Origin of the sequence: Pseudomonas sp. PB105 (assembly GCF_009764655.1) — a bacterium.
GTDB classification, from domain to species: domain Bacteria; phylum Pseudomonadota; class Gammaproteobacteria; order Pseudomonadales; family Pseudomonadaceae; genus Aquipseudomonas; species Aquipseudomonas cyclaminis.
Map to the genome: position 1 here is coordinate 1 of NZ_RWIO01000065.1, position 21,490 is coordinate 21,490.

A 21,490-nucleotide genomic window follows, 5' to 3' on the forward strand; every position below is an offset into this window, starting at 1 on the left:
ATTGGAAGAACGCAATGAATCAATTTGCGATTCTGTACGGAGATCGATTTATCAGGCCGACCTGGTAAAGATGGCCTGCCTGACGGCAGGCCGTAACCGGCCCGAACACAAAAAATCTGACACTCTCAAATCCAGCGATTCGCAGAGATGGGCATATCTCAGCTTTTTTGCCTCTCACCATTTTTTTACATTATCGTGTTTCCACAAAGTTTTTTTTACACCCCTCGCCCACCCCGCAACATCAGATTCAACTCATCCACCACCTCCGCCCAATCCGCGTCCTCCAGAATCTCCTCGCGCAGAAACACCTTCTGGCTGTCCGTCCAAAAAAATGCATCCGCCAGCTTCAGGTCCGGCTTGAGCGGCGAGTGAACAGCCACGAACTTGCCAATGCTGACCGCGTCATCCGGCAGGCCGAGCTGTTTGAACAAGGCAGGCAAGTTATGCACAGGCGATTCCATGGTGGGCTCCTGAATAGAGAAAGGTTCGGGTGAGTCTAGCGGCAGCCTTCGGGAAGCGCCGACGGCACATTGCACAGCACGAACAACCGCGCCCTGGCCCCACCGCCGTCCTGGCGACTGAGCTCGCGCCAGCCCTCGGGCAATGGCGCGAAATCGTCCGGCGCTTCGTTGCTGCTGATCAGCCACACACGGCGAGTGTCGGCTGGCAGTGCCGACAGGCGGTCGAGGTAGATGCGCCCGCCGTCCTGGTCCACCAGGGTGCCGAAGCCGTAGGCATTCGGCCGGGTTGACGTGCCATCGGGCTTGGGCGGGGTGTAGAGCTGCAGTTGGGCGTCGGTCTGGTCGTAGTAGACGTAGCTGAGATACCACAGCATGTCGCTGAGGACGATGCGGTCATCTTCCTGGTAATTGCGATTGACGAACTCCACCGGCACGTTGAATTGGTCGTGCGCATCCACGGTGAAATTGTTTTTGAGGCCCACCAGTTCCGCACAGACAAACAGCACAAAAAAAGCCGCCCCCAACCATGACAGGCGTGCTGGCAGGCGCTCAATAGCCAGGGCGAGGAGGATCGGCAAAGCCAGGGCATATACCGTGAGATAGCGCTCGATAAACACCGGCGAGATAAACGAGACCGCGTAGACCAACAGCAGCGGCAACAGGAAGAACAGCGTCAGCAGGCTCGCCGGCTGATAACGCTCTTGATCACGCCAGGCCGTTATTACGACCACCGCAATCAGCAGCAACGGAAAAACCCAGAACACCAACGGCCAGAAATCCAGGCCCTCGTCCTGCATCACAAATTGCCACACCATAGACGGCACGGACAGCAGGCTGACCGGGTCCTCCCACCCAATATCGCCGCCCACCTTAAGCTGATCAACATGCTGCACCAGCTCCAGCAGGTTCGGCAACCAGGGCAGATACATCAGCACAATCGCAACGTTGACCGCCCACCAAGCCGGGCGCGTGATCAGCCGCTCACCGGAGCGGCTCAACAGCCCCAGATACGCCCAGTGCACCAGCACACACAGCGCCGTGAAGTAATGGGTGTAGAAACCCGCGCTCATCAGCAACCCATACACCACCAGGTAGCGCGCGCGCTCGGGCTGGCGCACCCAGTACACCAGCGCCAGCGTCGCGCCCAGCAACCACACGCCAAGCAAGGAGTACATACGCACTTCCTGGCTGTAGCGCACCGCCGTGGGCAGCAGCGACAGCAGCACGGCCGCCAGCACAGCGGCACGGCGCGTGGACAATTGCCGCGTCAGCCAGATGCCCAGGCCCACGACGATGACACCGGGGATGGCGCTCATGCCACGAATCGACCAGATGCTGTCGCCAAACAGCTCGATCCAGCCGCGCAGCAGCAAAAAATACAGCGGCGGGTGCACGTCATGGGCCGCGTGGAACCACAGGTCGCCCACGGCATATTCACTGAGCAGGAGGCTCGAACCTTCGTCCCCCCAGATCGCCGCCGAGGTGAGGTGGTAGAAACGCAGGGCCATGGCCAAGGCCAGGATCGGCACCCACCATAGGCGACTGATCCAACCGGCGTTGTCCCAGGTGAGACGGGTGAATGAGGGCAGCGCCCCAACTTTTTCGTTTTGCTCTACCACAGACCGACGCACCCTGATTCCCCTGCCCTGCTTGCCTAAGCGCAAACACCGCCACTCTAGGTCAAAAGCCCCTCGTTCGCTTCTGGAATCGGACAAATCAGCAATTTGTGTAGGGCTTCACCGAAGCACTGGTCGGATCAAGCTATCATTGCCCTCCTCCAAGGACCCAGGATCAAGGACACGTCATGCGCATCGGTTTTCTGTCACCCCTGGCACTGGCCCTGCTGGCCGGTATTTCCCTACCGGCCCAGGCCAGTTCCGATGACTCGTGCTACCCGGATTGGCGGGTGTCGCGTGACCGCCTCGACGCCTGCAGCAACCTTCCCTTTCTCAACCCAGGCAACGACAGTCGGGTCAACCTGCGCCTGTTGCTGGCTGACAAAAAAGCCGAGCCGCTGACGCCGAAGGCTTTGACCGAAGACGATCTGAGCCAGGGTTTCGGCCCGGTGCCGTTTCCGGTGTATCGCCTCGCTGCCGCTTCCAGCGCAGAAACTGAAGCGGATTCGGACGACTCGCCCACCGCCGAGCTCGACACCCTGCTGACCTCTCTGGGCATTAAGCGAAACGAGTACACGACTGCCGGCGAGGCCTACCTCGAAGGCGAGGGCAGCCGCTGTCGCAGCAACGACGATGACAGCGCCACTGCGTTTATCAGCCAGGTGGTGCAAGCCGACATGCCAACCGCAGAACGCCAGCTGCTGGCGAAGGCCCGGTTGGAACTGCTCATCACCTGCACCTGGGACGGCCCGGTGATCGCCGAACCGATCGAGTCATCCAATGGCCGCATGCTGCGCACGTATCTGCAAGCGGCCGCCGACTTTTACAGCGGACGTTTCAGCGAGGCCGAGCGCGGTTTTGCCGCCGCCAGCGGCAGCGAACTGCCCTGGTTGAAGGAAACCGCGCAGTACATGAGCGCCCGCACCTTGCTGAACCAGGCGCAGGCCGAAGCATTCGACGAATACGGGATGCCGCAGCTTGCGCGTGTGGACAAGTCTGCACTGGGCCAGGCCAAAGATGGCTTTGTTGGCTATCTGGAGACTTATCCACAGGGTCGTTACGTTGCCTCCGCCCGAGGCCTGCTGCGCCGCGTGTACTGGCTGGCGGACGACAACATCCAGCTCGCCGACGCGTATGCCTGGGCGATGACACAGGCGTCGGATGCACAGCGCAATGTATCGGTGGATGAACTGATCGAAGAGGCCGACCTCAAGCTGTTGATGGTCAACAGCGAGACGGTCACGACGCCGATGATCCAGTTGGTCAGCGACCTGATGGTGATGCGCGGCGGTGATCAGCCGGCGCTCTCCCGAACAGACCTGGAGAAACAGAAAGTCGCTTTTGCCAGCGCCCCCGAGCTGTACGACTACTTGCTGGCCGTGAGTGCCCTGTACATCGAGCATCAACCGGACACCGCCTTGAAGCACTTGCCTCAGGACATTCCGTCGAACCTGAATTACTTCGCCTTCAGCCAGCAGACCCTGCGCGGCTTGGCGCTGGAAGACAAACAGGACTGGAAAGGCGCCGAAGCCCTGTGGCTGAAACTGCTCGACCAGGCCAAATTGCCGCTGCAACGCGACCAACTGGAACTGGCCCTGGCGATGAACTACGAGCGCAGCGGCCAACTGGCCAAGGTGTTCGCCAGCGACTCGCCGATCAGCGCCAAGCCGGTGCGTTACATCCTGCTGCGCAACGTCGCCGGGCCTGAGTTGCTGCGCCAACAGATCGCCCAGGCCAGCGACCCGCTGGAGCGCCAGACCGCGCAGTTCGTGCTGCTTTATAAAGACCTGCTGCGCAGCCAGTACGCCACGTTCGCCGAGGACCTCAAGCAACTGCCGGCTTCGCCCCCGGAAGACAAATTGGGCACCAGCCTTGGCTACGTCTATAGCGGCGGCCAGAGCTTGAAGCTGTTCCAGTGGAACGGCGACAAGGCCGAATCCGGCTATGCCTGCCCGAGCATCGCGCAGACCGCTGCGACCTTGCAGACCGATGCGAAAAACCCACAAGCGCTGAACTGCTTCGGCGAATTCATCCTGCGTAACGGCCTGGACGGCATGCCGTTGGAACAGGCCCGCGCCGCCGGCAGCCTGGGCAGCACCGCGTCGGACTTCAAGGGCGAAACCTTCTCGCGCCTCGACGGTTACAAGCAGGTGATCGCCGATGCCAAGGCGCCAAAGAACGACAAGGCCTACGCGCTGTTCCGCGCCATCAACTGCTACGCGCCGGCCGGCTATAACAGCTGCGGCGGCCAGGACGTTGAACCGGCGGTGCGCAAAGCCTGGTTCCGCCAACTCAAGTCCGGCTTTGGCGACACCCAGTGGGGCAAATCCCTGCAGTACTACTGGTGAAATACCTGTGGCTAGGCTTGCTGCTGCTGGCAAGCCCGGCCTTCGCGGCCGTCGACGCTCGCGACTATGACGCCTTCTGGCTGTGGAGCGGCGTCACGCCCCAGCCGGTACTCAAACAGGCCAAGACCCTATACATCCTCCAGGGCCAGATCAACTCAACCCGCCGCGCGCCCCAACGCGGCGTGCAATTTATCGCCCAGGGCATCAGCGTGCCGCGCATCACCCAAGGCGAAGTCTGGGTGGTCTACCGCGCCCACACCCTGCACTGGCCGGAACGCGTCTACACCCAACTGCTCGGTCAGGTGCAACGCTGGCGCGACGCGGGCAACCCGGTGGTCGGCATCCAGATCGACTTCGACGCCCGCACCCAATACCTGCACGAATACGCCGCTTTCCTGCGCGACCTGCGCCAGCGCCTGCCCGCCGACCTACGCCTGAGCATCACCGGCCTGATGGACTGGAGCAGCAACGCAGACCCAGCCGCCATCGCCCAGCTCAAGGGCGTGGTGGATGAAGTGGTGGTGCAAACGTATCAAGGCCGCCACAGCATCCCGGATTACGCGGCGTATTTGCCACGTATGAATCGGCTGGGGCTGCCGTTCAAGGTCGGATTGATTCAGGGTGGGGACTGGGAGGAACCGGGGTATTTGCAGGGGAGTGAATGGTTTCGGGGGTATGTGGTGTTTTTGCAGAATCGCTGATCATCCTTGACATCGGTATTGAAGCCGTGCAAGAAAGTGTCCTCTGTCCGCGGACAGAGGACACTTAAGTTTGGAGCCCCATGAAAAGTCAAGACGTACTTATCTTGTTCAAACTCATAAGCCTGGAATTGCAGGCCAGGGGGGAGCGCGTGAAAAAACGCGAGTTCTCCGTGATGCAAGATTCGGAAGGGGCGGTCATCTCGACCATCAAGCAATTTTTTGAAAATGAAAACGACATACAAGCCGTTCAGCTTTCTGATCTCGAAGACTGGCGCGGCTGGGACGAGAGCGAGCCTGCCGAACAGGACAATCAACAAAGCTACTCTGTAAGAGCCCTCGCATCGGCATTGGGGCTGAGCAAGACAGAGGTATCTTCATCTTTAAGCCGATGCCGCGAAATTGGGTTGGTGTTTACGGACAATAACGACGGTTCGCCTCTCGTCAGAAAAAAAGCACTGCTTGATCTCGTCACTTACAGCATTCGTTATATTTTTCCGGTGAAGCCAGGCCCCATCGTTCGGGGCATTCCGACCGCCTTCGCGGCCCCCATCCTGGCGGGAAAGGTCATCAGCGGCGGCGAATTCATCCCCGTTTGGCCGGACGCCTACGGCAAAAGCAAAGGCCAGGAAATCACGCCCTTGTACAAGACGGTGCCGGGAGCGGTAAAAAAGGATGAGCTTCTTTACCATTTCCTGGCCCTCGTTGATGCCATCCGCATAGGAGGCCCCCGCGAAGCCAAAGTAGCCGACGCCATGCTGAGGGAGTGGATTCTGTGAACTCCGCCCGGGAAATGATGCTGCAAATGCTTGAGGAAGTCGCCGACGCGCTGGGGGCCGAGCTGCGGCGGCAAGTGGCTTTTGTGGGTGGGTGCACGACAGTCCTGCTGATCACCGACGAATACACTCAGGAGTCCATTCGTGGCACCGATGACGTGGACTTGGTCATCCACCTGACAAGCACCGCAGCCTGGTACCGACTGGAGGAAACTCTCAAGATCAAGGGATTCAAAAACACAGGCCAGGATACGGTTACATGCCGCTTGCGCTTGGGTGAACTGAAAGTCGACTTCATGCCCACCGATGAGAAAGTACTGGGTTTCTCTAATACTTGGTTTGTCGGTGGACTGGAACATGCCATTGATTACGCGTTGCCCAATGGCACCCGCATCAAAGTCTTTGCCGCCCCCTGGTTTCTCGCCGCAAAACTGCAGGCGTATCAAGGAAGAGGTAACGGCGACGTCCTGATGTCCAACGACATTGAAGACATCATTGCTTTACTGGACGGCCGGGAGGAACTGACAGCAGAAGTAAAACAAGCCCCTGTCGACCTGCGACGCTTCGTGAGCGATCAACTGTCGGCGCTGCTCAAGTTGACGGCGTTTCAAGACGTAATCCAAAGCACAGCCCAAGACCCCGATCGCGAGGCCTTGATTTACAGCCGTCTCGCTGCATTGATTGATGCAGGAGCGAGCGTTTGACCCTGCGCCTGAGACTTAGCCGCAAAGGTACTCATAGAGCAGAAAACCGTGACTTCAGCGGCTGGGCGCACAATGCTGGCGCCCAGCTCTATGTCATCGCCGATGGGACGTCTAAACCCGGAAGCGGTCAACTGGCGAAAGCCATGATTCAACATGTGCTCGGTGCGTTCGCCCACGCACAGCCAACTGAAGTACGTTCGCTCGATGAGGCGCTGAAGCTGACGCTCACTTCATTCAACGACGTGCACTCAAACCTGTGCCCCGACTTCCCATTCGCTTCCGCCAGCTACCTTGCCTTGCTGGTTCTTGGCCAAACCGCAATCACCATTCATGCTGGCGATTGCTGCCTGGGGCATCTGGAAAAAAATCAGCCCGTGAACTGGCTCAGTTCGCCACACTGCGGCCCCAACTGGAAAGGCGATCTGGGCCACGCGCTCATTGCCAACAGCCCGGCCCGTAAACAACTGCTCAACTGCATGAGTCATCGCAGGAGCCACGAGCCCCGCGTTCAATCGTTGCCAGTAACCCCGGATACATTATGGGTTCTGGCAACAGACGGTTTCTGGGCAGAGCTCTCACCCGAAAGCCAATTAGCCGTCATTGCGGCGCAATCTCTCCACGCCCACCCGACTGAAGACGATGTGACCTGTTTGCTGATACACACCTGAAAGGCTCACCAGTCGTAGGTCAAACTCGACACCACTGTGCGCCCTTCCCCGTAGTAACAATCCAAATCACTGGTGCATTGCGACACATAGGTCTTGTTGGTGAGGTTTTGCACGTTCATCGCCAGCTTCACGCCCTTGAGTTTCAGCGGCGAACTGCCCAGGTCGTAGCTCAGGCTGGCGTCATAGACACTGTAGGACGGCACGGTGAAAGCGCCTGCGTAATAGTCACCCAGGCTCTGACGGGCATAGCGCACGCCCAGGCCTGCGCCGAGGCCAGCCAAAGGGGTGTCGCCGAGCACGGTGTAGTTGACCCACATCGAGGCGGTGAGCGGTGAGATGCCGGCCGGGTGGCGACCTTCGCGGCCGTCGTTGTCCTTGGTGTATTTGACGTCGTTGCGCGAGGCCGAGGCCACCACGTCCCATGCATCGCTGAGGGAGGCCTTGGCTTCCAGCTCGACACCCCGCGAACGCATCGCGCCACTTTGGGTGCTGTAGGTGGTATCTACCGGGTTGGTGGTCAGCACGTTTTCCTGGTCCAGTTGGTAGACCGAGACCTGTACGAAACTCTTCTGGCCGGGCGGTTGGTACTTCACGCCCACTTCGAATTGGTTGCCGGTGGACGGCTCGAACGGTTTTTTATCGATACTGGTGCCGGCCAGCGGCAGGAACGATTCGGTGTAGCTGACGAAGGGCGCCACACCGTTATCGAACAGGTAAACCAACCCGGCACGACCGGTGAAGGCCTGGTCCTTGCTGGCGAAGCGGCTGTCCTGAATCGGTTCCTTGTTCACCACATTGGCCCAGTCGTAACGACCGCCGAGCACAAACGCCCATTTATCCAGTTTGATCTGGTCCTGCACGTACAGGCCGGTCTGGGTAATGGTGCGGTCCCAGCGATAGGGCTGGCCGAAGTTCATACGCTGACCGTAGACCGGCTTGAACAGGTCGATGATCGGCGGATTTCGGTCGTACAGGCCGAGGAACTGGGAGTTGGAGTGGTAGTAATCCAGGCCGACGATCAGGGTGTGGTCCAGCACGCCGGTAGCGAATTCGGCCTGGGCGATGCTGTCCACGCCGAACACTTTGTTGGTTTGCGACCAGTCCACGCCGAAGCGTTGCAGGTAGCGCTGATCCTGCACGCCGGTGGCCGGGTTGGCGACGAAGCGGTAGCCGTGCAGCGGCGCGGTGTAGCGATCGTCGACCTCGGCGTAGCGCGCATTTTGCTTGAGGGTCCAGGTGTCGTTGAGGCGATGGGAAAGCTCGTAGCCCAGCACGTACTGCTCGCGGTTGTACTGGTTGACGCCCGGCTCACCGATAAACAGATCGCGCTTGATCTTGCCGTTGGGATTGGCCCAAAGGGTGCCGGACGCCGGCAGGCCTTGGGCTTCGGGCACGCCTTTGTCTTTCTGGTACTGGGCGAAGACGGTCAGGCGGGTGTCGTCGTTGGGCTGCCAGGCGAGGCTGGGGGCGATGAACTGGCGTTTGTTTTCGACGTAGTTGATTTCGTCCTGCCCATCATTGGCCAGGCCGGTCAGGCGGTAGAGAAATTGCCCCTGCTCATCCAACGGACCACTGAGGTCGATGGCGGCACTTTTGTGTTCGTACGTACCCGCTTCCAGCACCAACTGATGCACGGGGGTTTCGCTGGGCCGCTTGCTCACCATGTTGACGATACCGCCCGGCTGGTTCTGCCCGTACAGCACCGACGCCGGGCCCTTGAGCACTTCGATACGCTCCAGGGAGTAGGGTTCGATCTGCAATGCGCCGCCGGTGCTGCCGCCGCCGTAAGGCAGGTGCAAACCGTCGAGGTACAGCGGCGTGGGCGAGAAACCCCGCGAGGTGGGTTCGTCAAACAATTTGACCCGGTCAGCGAAGCCGCCGGCGCTCATGCCAGGGGTGTAGAGCAGCGCCTGGGTCACGCTCTGGGCGCCACGGGCCTTGATCTCTGTGGCAGTGATCACGTTGATCGTCTGCGGGATTTCCACCAGTGCCGAATCAGTCTTGCTGCCGGACGCACTGCGCTTGGCGACAATCCCGTCCACCGGGCCCCAGGCGCTTTCCTGCTCCTGCTGACCATTGATCTGCGTGGCGCCCAACTGCAACGGCCGCCCGCAGAACTCGCCTGCAACGACCAACTGCCCTGGGATTGCACGGCGACCAAACCGCTGCCTGCCAGCAACTGCTCCAACCCCACCCCTACCGCATAACGGCCCTGCAGACCCGCCGTGCGCTTGCCTTCGGTGAGCGTGGCGTCGACCGACAGCAAAATGCCCGACGCGCTGGCAAAGCGATTCAGTGCCTGGTCGAGGCTACCCGCCGGAATGTTATAGGCGTGCTGCGCTTCGGCGCTTTCTTGCGCTTGAACAAAGCTCGGCGCCACAGGCACCGTCGCCAAAAGGCTGACAAACAAGCCACGGCGCAGCGCGCGGGCCAAGGGTTGGACTGGGTGGTGCGGCATTGCAGGACTCCCCGTGAGATCGCTTCTTGATTGGCTTTCAAGAGGTATCCCGAGCGGGCAGCCGAAACCGACAAGCAGTGATGAAAATATTTTCAGACCCGCGCCTTGATCGTCACCCAGTAGCGCGTCACCGCCTGCACCTGCACCGGCAGTGAGCGCTCTAGGGCCGCGAGGATCGCGTCGGTGTTATCCAGCGGAAATACGCCGGTGAGCAACAGCCCCGCCACCGCCTGATCACAGCGCAGCAGCCCAGGTCGATAGCGACTCAATTGCGCGACAAACTCGCCCAGCGGCTGGCGCTCGGCGATCAGGCGATGCTCGGTCCAACTGCTGGTATTGGCACTCAACCCAGGCAACGCGCAGCTTTGGCCCGCGTTGAACCACAGGCTCTCACCGGCCTGCATCTGCACGGCGGTGCCGTGCAACGGGCTGACCCGCACGCGGCCTTCGTAAAGGTCGACGCGACTGCCGTCGGGCAACTCGCGCACGGCAAAACGGGTGCCCAACGCTTGCACATCACCGGCTGGGGTTTCGACGATCAGCGGGCGGGAAGGGTCCTGGCCGCTGGTCAACAGGATCTCGCCACGCACCAGACGAACACGCCGTTCGCTAGCACTGAAGCGCAGGTCCACGGCGCTGTCGCTGTTAAGGTCCAGGCGCGTGCCGTCACTGAGGGTGACGTGGCGGATCTCGCCCGTGCGCGTGCGGTACTCGGCAAACGCCGCTTGCCAGGGTTCGCTGCGCTGCACCAGAACCCCGCTGCCACCGGCCGCCAGCAGCAAGCCGAGCAGCTTGAGCGCGGCGCGGCGCTGGGTGTCCGGGGTGTCGCGCAACACCGCTCGGGCACTGTGAGTGGGTACGCCGCCGAGGGTGTGCTGCAACTGCTGCAAGCGCTGCCAGGCACGCCGGTGCTCCGGGTCTGCGGCCTGCCACTGGGCAAACGCCTGGCGTTGATCGCCTTGCAACTCACCCCCCCATTGCAGCATCAACCACTCACTGGCTTGCTCGACGATGGCCGGCGCGATAGGCGCGTCGTGTTTCATTCTTCGTAGACCACCTGATAGCAGGCGACGATGGCACGGGTCATGTACTTCTGCACCGAACTGACGGTGACTCCCAAGCGTTCGGCGATCTGTGCGTAGCTCAGCCCTTCGAACTGCGACAACAGGAAGGCACGGCGCACGTTGTCGGGCATGCGGTCGAGCATGGCGTCGATCTGCATCAGGGTTTCGAGGATCAGCGCACGGGTTTCCAGGGACGGCGATTCAGGCTCGGGCAGGTGCGCGATGCTTTCCAGGTAGGCGCGCTCAATGCGCAGCCGTCGCCATTGATCAATCACCAAGTTACGGGCAATTTGCGCCAGGTAGCTGCGGCTTTCCTTATCACCGGGAAAGCGACCGGACACCAACAGGCGCAGGAACGTGTCCTGGGCCACGTCCGCCGCATGCTCACGGTCACCCAGGCGCTTGCGCAACCAGCCTTGCAGCCAACCGTGGTGGTCGCGGTACAGGAGGTGAAGCTGTTGCTGGCCGTCAGTCGCGATGCCCATGAAACGCTCAGATAAGTTATTGAGAGCAATTATCATTACATCTTATTTCGCGACTGACAAAGCTCTTTGTTGCTCAGCGCTCGGCGGTGTGCAGCGGATACACCGATTCCCAACCCCCACCCAACGCCTTGTACAACCCCACCATGGCCAACGACACGCCGGTAGAACTTTCCACCCACTGCTCCTGGGTCGCCAGCAGTGCGCTCTGCACGGTGAGCACGTTGACGAAGTCCGCCACGCCTTCGACGTACTGATGCTGTGCGGTGATCAGGGCGATCTGGTTCTGGCGCACGGCTTCGGCGAGGCTGTCGCGGCGCAGTTGGCTGGCGTTGTAGCGGGTCAGTTGGTCGTCGATTTCATGCCAGGCGCGCAGCACGGTTTGCTGGTAGGCCAGGGCCGCTTCCTGTTGCTGGGCTTCGCGCAGATTCACCATGCCTTGCAAGCGCCCGCCATTGAACAGCGGCAGGCTGAACTGAGGGCCGAAGGCGAAGGCTCGTGAGCCCCAGGAGCCAAGATCCGACAGCTGCATGGCCTGGGAGCCGAGGCTGCCGGACAGGGTGATACGCGGGTAGAAATCACCCTTGGCCACACCGATGTTGGCGGTGGCCGCGTGCAAACGGGCTTCGGCCTGACGGATATCCGGGCGGCGTTCGGCAAGCTGCGACGGCAGGCCGATAGCAACTTGGCGCTGGGTCTGCGGTACGGCGGCGTCCTTGGACAACTGCGCGTGCAGGGCTTGTGGCGGCTCGCCCATCAGCAGGCTCAGGGCGTTGATCAGCTGATCCTGGCGTTGCTGCAAATCCGGCAAGCGCGCTTCGATGGCGGCGACTTGGGCAGCGGCTTCGGCCACGTCCAGATCAGTCGCTACGCCGTCGGCCAGGCGCAGTTGCGAGAGCTTGAGGCTGTGGCGCGCAACGTCGAGGTTTTGCTCGGTGACGGCACGGGTGTTTTGCACGCCGCGCAGTTGGATGTAGTCCTGGGCGGTCTCGGCCAGCACCGACAACAGCACGGCGCGACGGTCGTTTTCGGCGACTTGCAGGGTGGCGTCGGCGGCTTCGGTTTCGCGTTTGACGCGGCCCCAGAAGTCCAGCTCCCAGGACGCGGAGAAGCCCGCGTCCCACTGGTTGAAGGCGGAACGCCCGTTTTCGCCGGATGGGTCGCTCAAGCCTTTGCCGCTGTTGCGTTTGCGCTGGTAAGCACCTGAGGCTTCGACATTGGGATAGCGCTCGGCGGTCGTCACTTGGCGCACGGCGCGGCTTTGTTCCAGGCGGCTGCTGGCCAGTTTCAGGTCGAGGTTATCGATGAGGGCGCGGCGCGTGAGGGCCGAGAGTTGTGCGTCGTGGAACACGTCCCACCAGCGCTCCTGGAGTGGGTCGCTGATGGCGCGGCTGTCGGCTTGGCGGCCTTGGGGCTCGTTCCATTGCGCCACTTGAGGGCTTTGCGGGCGCTGGAAATCCGGGCCGACGGTGCAGGCGCTCAGGCTGATCAGACTCAGGGTGAGCCAGGCAAGGCGTTTCATTGCTGCGCCACCTCACGTTGAACGGCAACAGGTTGGGTGTCGACGCTCGCCTCCACGGACATACCGACGCGCAGGCGCTCGGTCAGCGGCTGGTTGGGTTCCAGCACAATTTTGACCGGAATGCGCTGCACCACCTTGGTGAAGTTGCCCGTGGCGTTGTCCGGTTTGACCGAGGCGAAGGTCACCCCAGTCGCCGGGGCGAGGCTCTCCAGATGACCGTTGAGCAACTCGCCGTCGAGGCTGTCGACCCGCACCTGCACGGCTTGGCCGGCATGCATGTGAGAGAGCTGGGTTTCCTGGAAGTTGGCCACCACGTAGGCCTCGGCCAACGGCACCACGGCGAGGATCTTGCTGCCCGGCGTCACGTAGGCGCCGACGCGCACCGCGCGCTCGCCGACCATGCCATCGACCGGCGCCACGATGCGCGTGTAGGACAGCTGATAGCTGGCCATTTCCAGCGCGGCCTGGGCGCGCTTGAGCCCGCCTTCGGCGGCATCGCGCTGGGCGGTGAGAATCTCCACCTGCTTGCGCTCGGCTGCCAGCACTGCTGTGGCATTGGCCAGGCGTGCGGTGGCCTGGTCGATGCGGGTCTTGGCTTGCTGGGCGTTTTGCACCGTGCCGGCGCCCACGCCGGCGAGGTGGTTGTAGCGGTTCAGTTCGTGTTCGGCGAAGGCCACTTCGGCGCGGTCCGCGGCGACGGTGGCCTGGGCTTGGGCGATCACCGAGCTTTGCCGTTCCAGGGTCGCGGTGGCGTTTTTCAGTTGAGCCTGGGCGACCAAGGTGTCGGCATCAGCGGCCTGGGCGGCGGCGCGAAAATCCCGGTCGTCGATCAGCGCCAGCAGTTGTCCGGCCTTGACACGCTGGTTGTCCTCCACCAGCACTTCCTTGATAAAACCCGCCACGCGCGGAGCGACCAAGGTGAAGTCAGCGGCGACGAACGCGTCGTTGGTGCTTTGGTGCTTACTGCCCAACAAGCCAGGCGCGACCAGGTACACCAGCACACCGACGGCAAATATGGTGATGACGGAGACGGCCACTTTGTCTTTGCGTTTCATGAAAATTCCTTTTGGCTAGGTCGGTGCGCGAGGCGGAAAGATCCGCGTGGGCATCCAGAAAATCAGCAGGATCAACGCCACGGCGACGCCGCCCATGACGTAATAAAGATCCGAAGACGTGAGCACTACGGCCTGCTCGTGCAACCGATGGGCGAGGCCCGGCGCGTTGCCGTCGGCCAGGGGCGAATTGCCCAGGCGGTCCACCAGCATGGTCGAGTGAAAGTGCAGGCGCTGGGTGGTCAACGTGTCCAACACGCCGGTGGCAACCACGGCGGAAAGGCCTTTGACGGTGTTGAACCAGGCTGAGGCGAACGGGCCGTCCTGTGGCTGAATGCTGCCGGTGGACAGCATCAGCAGCGGCAACACAGCCATGGGCTGTCCGAAGATTTGCAGCAGGTACAGGCCGTAGAAATCGTCGCGAATCCATTCCGAGGTGAGGTGCGCGCTGCCGATGCAGCACAGCACCAGCATGCTCAGGCCGATCCCCAGCACCCAGCGGCAATCGACCCAGCGCAGGTTGCACAGTGCAGCCACCAGCGGCAGCGCGATCAACTGCGGCAGCGCCATCAGCAGCATCACCGGCGCGGTTTGCAGCGGTCGATAGCCTTGGACCTGAGCGAGGAAACTCGATGGGATGATGATCACCGAGGTCAGCACCATCAGCACGCCCGCCAGTACGATCAGGGCAAACGCCAAATTACGCAGACCGAGCATCTGCAACTTGAAAAACGGCATCGGGTGCGACCACTCATTGAGCATGAACAGCACCAGCAACACGCTGCCGCCACTCAGCAAAAAGGTAATCAGGCCCGACTCGAACCAGTCCAGGCGATTGCCTTGCAGGATGCCGATCACCAGCATGCAGATCGCCGGGAAGCCCAGCAGCAGGCCGCGCCAGTTGAACTGCTTGAAGCGCTCCAGGCGCAGCGGGTCCTGGGGCAAGCCGTAGGCCACGGCGGCCATCGCCAGCAGGCACGGCGCGACGATCTGCCAGAACGCCCACTGCCAGCCGACGTATTCGGTCCACAGCGCCGCCAGTGGTGTGCCGAGGCTCGGGCCGAAGGTGGCGGTGAGTGCATAGCCGGCCAAACCATACAGCTTGACGTTGGCCGGCAGGAAACGCAGCGCCACGGTCATCAGCATCGGCGGCAACGCGCCACCGGCCAGGCCTTGCACGGTGCGCAGCAGCAATAGGCTTTCGTAGGTCGGTGCGAACGGGCACAGGATGCCAAGCACGGTGAACAGGCCAATGGCGCACAGGGTGAAACGGCGCAGGGAAAACGTCACCGCGCACCAGGGCGCAAAGGCCATCGCCGCGACCGAGGTGGCGGTGTAGGCCGCGACCAGCCAGGTGCCTTCGTCAAACCCGATGTACAGCGCACCACGGATATCGGCGAGGGCCACCTTGGTGACCATCTCGTTGAGGCCGGACACCAGCACCGCCAGCAACACCCCGACCAGGCCGATGATGATGCGCGCGCCGAACACGGGCGGGGTGAGGGCGCTGGGTTTGGCTGCGGCCTCAAGGGCGGGGGCAGCGAGGGAAGTCATGAACAGGTAACTCGGAATGGTAAATACCCGAGCAGTTTAATCAGGCACATGCATGACAAAAAGTTACATATCGGCAGCTTATAACTGCACCACACACAATCCTGAATCCGACACAAATCTACATGTGGGAGGGGGTTTACCCCCGATTGCTGTGTGCCAGACACAGATTTTCTATCTGATCCAACGCAATCGGGGGCAAGCCCCCTCCCACATTTGCCCTGTGTACGCTTGATGTTTAGGTGGGTTGGGCTTCCAGCCACGTGGCGTGGCAACTTTCGCGCAGGGTTTCGCGCAGCCACTTATGAGCCGGGTCTTTGTCGAAGCGTGGGTGCCAGGATTGGGCCAACACCAGAGTCGGCAAGGAGATCGGCAGCGGGAAGGCGCGCAGGGGCAGCTTCAGGCGGTTGGCGCTGTAGAGCGCTTCCTTGGGCACCGGCAGGATCAGGTCGGAGTCGGGCAGCATGAACATCGCGCCGTGAAACCCTGGGGCGATCATCGCCACGCGGCGCTCCAGGCCCTGGGCATTCAGCGCGGTATCGATCGGCCCCCGGGCGATGCCGCGCCGCGAGATGCTGATATGGGAGTAGCTGGCGAAACGTGCCGCGGTGATCTCCTCGTCGAACAACGGGTGGTCCTGCCGCGCCAGGCCGACGAAGGTGGTGGAGAACAGGTTCTGCACCTTGACCTCAGGGCTTGCCGGCTGGGTGTTGCTCACGCGCAAATCCAGGCGCCCTTCGCGCAGGGCTTCGTCGTCGGTGTCGCCTTCGGGCACGAAACACAGCTCGCACAATGGGGCCACGCGCTCCATGGTGTCGAACAGACGACCGCCATACACACCGATGAAAAAGTCATTGGCGCGCACGCTGAAGCGGCGGCGCAGGGTGCTCAGGTCTACTTGGTCAGCCGAGCGAAACAGCAGCGCGGCCTGCTCCACCACGTTGCGCACCTGGCCCTGTAACTGCAATGTCTTGGGCGTTGGCACCAGGCCGCGCCCGGCACGCACCAGGATCGGGTCGCCCACCGCTTCGCGAATGCGCGTGAGGGTGCGGCTCATGGCCGCCGGGCTGAGGTTCATCCGCCGGGCGGCGCCGACCACACTGCCCTCGTCGAGCAAGGCGTCGAGGGCGACCAGCAGGTTCATGTCCGGTAGTTGCATGCCAAGCACTCATGATCAGAGGGGAGTGAACTGGGCGCAATCGTAGCAGGGATAGGTGGATCAGCGCTGCATGCCCCAACGCTTCACGGTGAGCCGCTCGAAGGTGTCAAACACCAGGTTCTCCACCAGCAGGCCGATCAGGATCACCACCGCTAACCCGGCAAACACCTTGTCGGTGTACAGCTCGTTGCGGTTCTGGAAGATGTACCAACCCAGCCCGCCCTTGCCGCTGGTGGCGCCGAACACCAACTCGGCGGCGATCAGCGTGCGCCAGGCAAATGCCCAGCCGATTTTCAGGCCGGCGAGGATCGACGGCAGCGCGGCCGGGATCAGGATGAACAACACAAAACGCATGCCCTTCAGACCATAGTTGCGACCGACCATGCGCAGCGTCTCGGACACGCCGAGAAACCCTGAATAGGTGTTGAGCGCCAGCGCCCACAACACCGAATGCACCAGCACGAAAATCAGGCTGTTCTGGCCCAGGCCGAACCACAGCAGCGCCAGCGGCAATAACGCAATGGCTGGCAGCGGGTTGAACATCGAGGTCAGGGTGCTCAACAGGTCGCGGCCCAATTGGGTCGACACGGCCAAGGTGGTCAGGGCAAACGCCAGCACAATGCCGATCAGGTAACCCTTGATCAGCACCACCAGCGAGATGCTCACCTTGCTCAGCAATTCGCCGCTGAGCAGGCCGTCGTACAACGCGGCGGACGTCTGCAGAAAGCTCGGCAGCAGCAGGTCGTTGTTCTGGTAGCGCGCCACGGCTTCCCAGAGGATCGCGAGCACAATCAGGATCAGGCCCTTGCGCAGCCAGCCTTGTTGCCACAGGCGTTGGCGCAGGGGTAATTCGCGCTCCACGGGGACACTGAGCAGCGGTTCGAGGGTGACTTCATATTCCTGGCGCATGGGTTGCCCTCTTAGTAAGCGATGCGGATGTCGGCAAAACCCAACTCGGGTTCCGCGGCGCTGGTTTCATCGAACAGCAAGCGATGAATCCGCCGCGCCGACGCCTGGAAGTCCACACCGCCCAGACTGTGCAGGTCGTATTGATGGCTGTGGATTTCTGCGCGTACGCGCCCCGGATGGGGGGACAGCAACAGGATGCGATTACCCACCACCAGTGCTTCTTCGATGGAGTGGGTGACGAACAACAGGGTGAAGCGCACCTCTGCCCAGAGCAGCAGCAATTCTTCCTGCATCTTGCGCCGGGTGAGGGCATCGAGGGCGGCGAAGGGCTCGTCCATCAACAGGATTTTCGGCTGCATGGCCAGGGCACGGGCGATGGCCACGCGGGCCTTCATGCCGCCGGATAATGTGTGGGGGTAGGCGTCGGCGAAGGCACTCAGGCCGACTTTGTCGAGATAGTGCAGGGCGCGTTCTTCAGCTTCGCGGCGCTTGAGGGTCTTGGACGCCAGCAGCGGGAACATTACGTTTTGCTTGACGGTTTTCCACGGTGGCAGTTGGTCGAATTCCTGAAACACCACGATGCGGTCCGGGCCCGGTTGCTCGACCTTTTGCCCCAGCAAACGAATCTCGCCCTCGCAAGGTTTGATAAACCCGGCGATGGACTTGAGCAAGGTGGATTTGCCGCAGCCCGAAGGGCCGAGCAGCACGTAGCGGTCAGCCGGGTCGATCTCGAAACTGACCTGATGGGTGGCCCGCACCACGCGCTCGGGGGTGCGGTATTCGAGGCTGACGTTATCCACCGCCAGCAACGGCTCGGCGGTGTGCAGGTTGCTGGCCGTGTGGCCTTGCAAGGGCGCGTTCATCTCAGCTTCCTTGCAGGGGCTTGGCGTCCTGGAAGAAGTAATCCTTCCACGATTCAGGCTTGTTTTTGATGGCGCCGACGCGGTAGAGGAATTCCGCCAGCGGGTAAGTATTTTTCGGCGTGACGCTGAATTCGAACTGCGGGTTGTCGATGATCTTGAGCAGCTCGGCGCGGTCGATCTTGGCCTTGGTCACGCGGATGTAGGTGTCGGCGGCGGCGCCTTTGTCGTTCTGGGCGAATTGTGCGGCTTCGGTCAATGCCTCGACGAACGCCTTGTAGGTTTTCGGGTTGTCATTGCGGAATTTTTCGGTGGCGAACAATACCGTCGGTGAGTTGGGGCCGAGCAGGTCATAGGTGTTCAACACCACATGCACATTGGGGTTGGCCAGGGCCTGATCCTGGAATGGCGGGTTGGAAAAGTGCCCGGTCAGCTCGGTACCGCCAGCGATCAACGCGGCGGTGGCGTCAGGGTGCGGGACGGCGACGGTGTACTTGTCGAGGCGATTGAATTCCTTATCGCCCCACTGCTTGGCGGCGGCATATTGCAGGAAGCGCGACTGCACCGAAACGCCCACCGCAGGCACGGCGATGCGGTCCTGGTCGGTGAAGTCGGCAATGGTCTTGACCTTGGGATTGTTGCTGACCAGGTAGTACGGGAAGTTGCCCAGTGACGCTACGGCCTTGACGTTCTGCTTGCCGTGGGTGCGATCCCAGATGGTCAGCAGTGGGCCGACGCCGGCACCGGCGATGTCGATGGAGCCGGAAAGCAGCGCATCGTTGACTGCCGCGCCACCGGAGAGTTGGGTCCAGTCGACCTTGATGTCGATACCTTCCTGCTTGCCGTATTTCTCGATGAGATTCTGGTCGCGCACTACATTGAGCAGCAGGTAAACGATGCCGAATTGTTCGGCGATGCGGATCTCTCCTTCCGCCTGGGCAACCGCCGGGGCTACCAGGCTGCCGGCCAGCAGGCTGATACCCAGCCCAACGGTGGCGGCCAATCGTGCAAATGGAATGTTCCTGGACATGATCATGCTCCGAATCAGAAAGGCGCGTCGCCCTGGATGGTGGTGCGAAACAGCTTGCGGCGCAGATGGCTCGGGCAACCGGCGGCGAGGTGGATCAACGAGCGGTTGTCCCAGAACACCAGGTCGTGGGGCTGCCATTGGTGGCGATAGATGTTCTGCGCCAGCACGCTGTGGGCGTAGAGCTGGGTGAGCAGGTCGCGGCTTTCGTCTTCGGGCAGGCCGACGATGCGGGTGGTGAAGCCTTCACTGACGAACAGCGCCTTGCGACCGTTTTCCGGGTGAGTGCGCACAATCGGGTGCACCACCTCTGCGACCTGCGCCAACTGCTCGGGGGTGAGCGTTGGGCGCCAGTTGCCTTCGAATTTGGTCTCGCTGTAGCGCGCGGTGTAGGAGTGGGCGGCGCTGCGCCCATCCACCGCATTGCGCAGGTGATCGGGCAGTTGGTCCCAGGCTTTGTGCATGTCGGCGAATAAGGTGTCGCCGCCTTCGCAGGGCAGCTCCTGGGCATGCAGCATCGAGCCAAGGCTCGGCAGTTCTTTATAAGACAGGTCCGAATGCCAGAATTTTCCCGCGTCGCCCAGGCCGATGGATTGGCCGTTTTCGACGATGTTGGAGACGATCAGGATTTCCGGGTGGTTGGCCAGCAGGAACTGTTTGAGCACGTGGATCTGCAACACGCCAAAGCGACGGCTGAAGGCAATCTGTTGTTCGGGGGTGATACGTTGGTCGCGAAAGACCACCACATGGTGATCCAGGTGCGCACGGTGGATACGGGCGAAATCCTGGTCATTGACTGGCCGGGACAGGTCCAGGCCAATAACTTCGGCGCCGACGCTGCCGGGCAGCGGGCGAATCTCGAACGTTTGGGCGGTAGGGATCGCTGTTGGAACAGTAGAGGTGGCAGACATGAGTTCACTCCCGGTCAGACAGGAGAGTGACTTTATAGATATAAGAACGGCAATTTAAATACCGTTAGAGAATATCTATATGCGGGAATGTCGCAGCATGCCAATGCCGTGTAAGACCCCGCAAGACCCCGACGTGGGCCGTCTGAGCAGCATGTTGAAACGCTTACAAGCCGAAACCGTGCCCGTTTGACAAGCCTATGGGCAGCCTCTAGTGTGCATTGGATCCAATTAGCCACCACTTTTCCAATAAGGAGGATAGCGTAACCGTGACGCAGAAGCCGAACCCTTTGAACAGCATCAAGATCAGCGGGCCTATTCCCGCCCATCTTGCTCGCTCCGTGATTGAAGAAACCCTGCGCAATGCCATCCTCGACGGCCGATTGCCCTGCGGGACCGCCATGCGCCAGCAAGAGCTGGCCAGCCTGTTCGGGGTCAGCCGCATGCCGGTGCGTGAAGCCTTGCGCCAGCTGGAGGCGCAGTCACTGTTGCATGTGGTCACCCACAAAGGCGCCGTGGTTGCACCGCTGATCGAAGACAATTCAGCTGAGACCTATGAGCTGCGTATGTTGCTGGAGTCTGAGGCGCTGCGCCTGTCGATTCCCTTGCTGACCGAAGCTGATATCGCCGAGGCAGACACCTTGATCTGTGTCTTGGAACAGGAAAAAGACTACGCCGAGATTGGTCGCCTTAATCGCCTGTTTCACATGACGCTGTATGGCAAGGCGCCCAACCAGCGACTACTCAAATTGGTAGAGCACGGGCTGAATGAGGAAGAGCGCTTCCTGCGTTTCAACCTTGAAGCAATGGGGCTGGGGGAGACATCCCAGGAAGATCACCGTGAACTGCTGAACCTCGTGGCGCACAAACACGTCGCTGAAAGCATCCTGACGTTACGCAATCACTTGATGCGCGGGATGGAAGTGATCACCACCTACCTGAATGGCCTGGAAGCCGACGCCAGGTAATTCATTCAGCAGAACCTCGCTCTCCCGCCTTGCCCCTCAAGAGTTGCGGGTCACTGCCCATTGGACAGAGGCCCGCACTGAAGAAACTTCCGACTTCAATAACGAAACTAACTGACAGCACATATTATTTAGAAAAACTTCTAACATATTTGTATGCTCGCCAAATTGTTTAACCCGCCTATCATCTTTTATTACTAAACCAGGCCACTCACTCAGCGCCTCACGCGCGCGGGCGGCTTTCCTGGCCATGCCTGGTTTA

The 21,490-nt window shown here is 61.3% G+C and carries 18 protein-coding genes and 1 pseudogene; 6 read left to right on the forward strand and 13 right to left on the reverse strand.

Annotation, left to right across the window (positions count from 1 at the left end):
• Positions 1-215 precede the first annotated feature (215 nt).
• Both EJD88_RS17190 and EJD88_RS17195 read right to left on the reverse strand, forming a co-directional pair.
• A complete protein-coding gene (locus tag EJD88_RS17190; RefSeq protein ID WP_158878563.1) occupies positions 216-461 on the reverse strand; it encodes a DUF2789 domain-containing protein in 246 nt (81 codons plus the stop codon).
• 35 nt (positions 462-496) lie between these two features.
• Positions 497-2,092, reverse strand: a complete 1,596-nt coding sequence (locus EJD88_RS17195) for a glycosyltransferase family 39 protein (RefSeq protein WP_158878564.1) — start codon at positions 2,090-2,092, stop codon at positions 497-499.
• A 173-nt stretch (positions 2,093-2,265) separates the two neighbouring features.
• On the opposite strand from EJD88_RS17195, the gene EJD88_RS17200 reads away from it, so the two are divergent.
• From EJD88_RS17200 to EJD88_RS17220, 5 genes are all read left to right on the forward strand, one after another.
• A complete protein-coding gene (locus tag EJD88_RS17200; RefSeq protein ID WP_158878565.1) occupies positions 2,266-4,425 on the forward strand; it encodes an outer membrane assembly lipoprotein YfiO in 2,160 nt (719 codons plus the stop codon).
• Positions 4,422-5,126 carry a DUF3142 domain-containing protein gene (locus tag EJD88_RS17205; protein WP_158878566.1) on the forward strand — a complete coding sequence of 235 codons (705 nt, stop codon included), beginning with the start codon at positions 4,422-4,424 and terminating at the stop codon, positions 5,124-5,126. The genes EJD88_RS17200 and EJD88_RS17205 overlap by 4 nt, the downstream gene beginning before the upstream one ends.
• Before the next feature lie 80 nt (positions 5,127-5,206).
• Positions 5,207-5,902: a hypothetical protein gene (locus tag EJD88_RS17210; protein ID WP_099584314.1), complete on the forward strand. Its 696-nt coding sequence runs from the start codon at positions 5,207-5,209 to the stop codon at positions 5,900-5,902.
• Positions 5,903-5,916: 14 nt separating this feature from the next.
• Positions 5,917-6,603, forward strand: coding sequence for a hypothetical protein (locus tag EJD88_RS17215; protein ID WP_099584445.1), 687 nt, complete (start codon positions 5,917-5,919; stop codon positions 6,601-6,603).
• A complete protein-coding gene (locus EJD88_RS17220; RefSeq protein ID WP_112192886.1) occupies positions 6,600-7,271 on the forward strand; it encodes a protein phosphatase 2C domain-containing protein in 672 nt (223 codons plus the stop codon). The genes EJD88_RS17215 and EJD88_RS17220 overlap by 4 nt, the downstream gene beginning before the upstream one ends.
• 5 nt (positions 7,272-7,276) lie before the next feature.
• Here the strand turns inward: EJD88_RS17220 and EJD88_RS17225 are convergent.
• The 11 genes and pseudogenes from EJD88_RS17225 to EJD88_RS17275 form a co-directional block, all read right to left on the reverse strand.
• Positions 7,277-9,729, reverse strand: a pseudogene (locus EJD88_RS17225) (TonB-dependent siderophore receptor).
• A 92-nt stretch (positions 9,730-9,821) separates the two neighbouring features.
• A complete protein-coding gene (locus EJD88_RS17230; RefSeq protein WP_099584311.1) occupies positions 9,822-10,772 on the reverse strand; it encodes a FecR domain-containing protein in 951 nt (316 codons plus the stop codon).
• On the reverse strand, positions 10,769-11,278 hold the full coding sequence (locus EJD88_RS17235) for a sigma-70 family RNA polymerase sigma factor (protein WP_158878567.1): 510 nt from the start codon (positions 11,276-11,278) through the stop codon (positions 10,769-10,771). Before EJD88_RS17235 ends, EJD88_RS17230 begins: the two co-directional genes overlap by 4 nt.
• A 73-nt stretch (positions 11,279-11,351) precedes the next feature.
• The gene (locus EJD88_RS17240) at positions 11,352-12,797 is read right to left on the reverse strand and encodes an efflux transporter outer membrane subunit (protein WP_158878568.1); all 1,446 of its coding nucleotides are present in this window, start codon (positions 12,795-12,797) and stop codon (positions 11,352-11,354) included.
• A complete protein-coding gene (locus EJD88_RS17245; protein WP_099584308.1) occupies positions 12,794-13,852 on the reverse strand; it encodes an HlyD family secretion protein in 1,059 nt (352 codons plus the stop codon). Before EJD88_RS17245 ends, EJD88_RS17240 begins: the two co-directional genes overlap by 4 nt.
• 15 nt (positions 13,853-13,867) lie before the next feature.
• Complete coding sequence (locus EJD88_RS17250; RefSeq protein WP_158878569.1) at positions 13,868-15,403, reverse strand: MFS transporter; 1,536 nt, start codon at positions 15,401-15,403, stop codon at positions 13,868-13,870.
• A gap of 235 nt (positions 15,404-15,638) precedes the next feature.
• Positions 15,639-16,559: a LysR family transcriptional regulator gene (locus EJD88_RS17255; protein WP_158878570.1), complete on the reverse strand. Its 921-nt coding sequence runs from the start codon at positions 16,557-16,559 to the stop codon at positions 15,639-15,641.
• Positions 16,560-16,619: 60 nt separating this feature from the next.
• Complete coding sequence (locus tag EJD88_RS17260) at positions 16,620-17,468, reverse strand: ABC transporter permease (RefSeq protein WP_158878571.1); 849 nt, start codon at positions 17,466-17,468, stop codon at positions 16,620-16,622.
• 11 nt (positions 17,469-17,479) lie between these two features.
• Complete coding sequence (locus EJD88_RS17265; protein ID WP_099584305.1) at positions 17,480-18,331, reverse strand: ABC transporter ATP-binding protein; 852 nt, start codon at positions 18,329-18,331, stop codon at positions 17,480-17,482.
• Between the two features lies 1 nt (position 18,332).
• Positions 18,333-19,358 carry an ABC transporter substrate-binding protein gene (locus tag EJD88_RS17270; protein WP_112192882.1) on the reverse strand — a complete coding sequence of 342 codons (1,026 nt, stop codon included), beginning with the start codon at positions 19,356-19,358 and terminating at the stop codon, positions 18,333-18,335.
• Positions 19,359-19,372: 14 nt separating this feature from the next.
• Positions 19,373-20,266, reverse strand: coding sequence for a TauD/TfdA family dioxygenase (locus EJD88_RS17275; protein ID WP_158878572.1), 894 nt, complete (start codon positions 20,264-20,266; stop codon positions 19,373-19,375).
• Positions 20,267-20,532: 266 nt separating this feature from the next.
• Between EJD88_RS17275 and EJD88_RS17280 the strand changes: the two genes are divergently transcribed.
• Positions 20,533-21,231 (forward strand): GntR family transcriptional regulator, encoded by a 699-nt coding sequence (locus EJD88_RS17280; RefSeq protein WP_158878573.1) that lies wholly within the window; start codon positions 20,533-20,535, stop codon positions 21,229-21,231.
• Positions 21,232-21,490 lie beyond the last annotated feature (259 nt).

Coding starts and splice junctions, on each gene's coding strand:
- EJD88_RS17210 (WP_099584314.1), top strand. CDS start 5,207: ATGAAAAGTCAAGACGTACTTATCTTGTTCAAACTCATAAGCCTGGAA.
- EJD88_RS17240 (WP_158878568.1), bottom strand. CDS start 12,797: ATGAAACGCCTTGCCTGGCTCACCCTGAGTCTGATCAGCCTGAGCGCC.
- EJD88_RS17255 (WP_158878570.1), bottom strand. CDS start 16,559: ATGCAACTACCGGACATGAACCTGCTGGTCGCCCTCGACGCCTTGCTC.
- EJD88_RS17215 (WP_099584445.1), top strand. CDS start 5,917: ATGATGCTGCAAATGCTTGAGGAAGTCGCCGACGCGCTGGGGGCCGAG.
- EJD88_RS17230 (WP_099584311.1), bottom strand. CDS start 10,772: ATGAAACACGACGCGCCTATCGCGCCGGCCATCGTCGAGCAAGCCAGT.
- EJD88_RS17250 (WP_158878569.1), bottom strand. CDS start 15,403: ATGACTTCCCTCGCTGCCCCCGCCCTTGAGGCCGCAGCCAAACCCAGC.
- EJD88_RS17245 (WP_099584308.1), bottom strand. CDS start 13,852: ATGAAACGCAAAGACAAAGTGGCCGTCTCCGTCATCACCATATTTGCC.
- EJD88_RS17275 (WP_158878572.1), bottom strand. CDS start 20,266: ATGTCTGCCACCTCTACTGTTCCAACAGCGATCCCTACCGCCCAAACG.
- EJD88_RS17190 (WP_158878563.1), bottom strand. CDS start 461: ATGGAATCGCCTGTGCATAACTTGCCTGCCTTGTTCAAACAGCTCGGC.
- EJD88_RS17270 (WP_112192882.1), bottom strand. CDS start 19,358: ATGTCCAGGAACATTCCATTTGCACGATTGGCCGCCACCGTTGGGCTG.
- EJD88_RS17260 (WP_158878571.1), bottom strand. CDS start 17,468: ATGCGCCAGGAATATGAAGTCACCCTCGAACCGCTGCTCAGTGTCCCC.
- EJD88_RS17235 (WP_158878567.1), bottom strand. CDS start 11,278: ATGGGCATCGCGACTGACGGCCAGCAACAGCTTCACCTCCTGTACCGC.
- EJD88_RS17265 (WP_099584305.1), bottom strand. CDS start 18,331: ATGAACGCGCCCTTGCAAGGCCACACGGCCAGCAACCTGCACACCGCC.
- EJD88_RS17200 (WP_158878565.1), top strand. CDS start 2,266: ATGCGCATCGGTTTTCTGTCACCCCTGGCACTGGCCCTGCTGGCCGGT.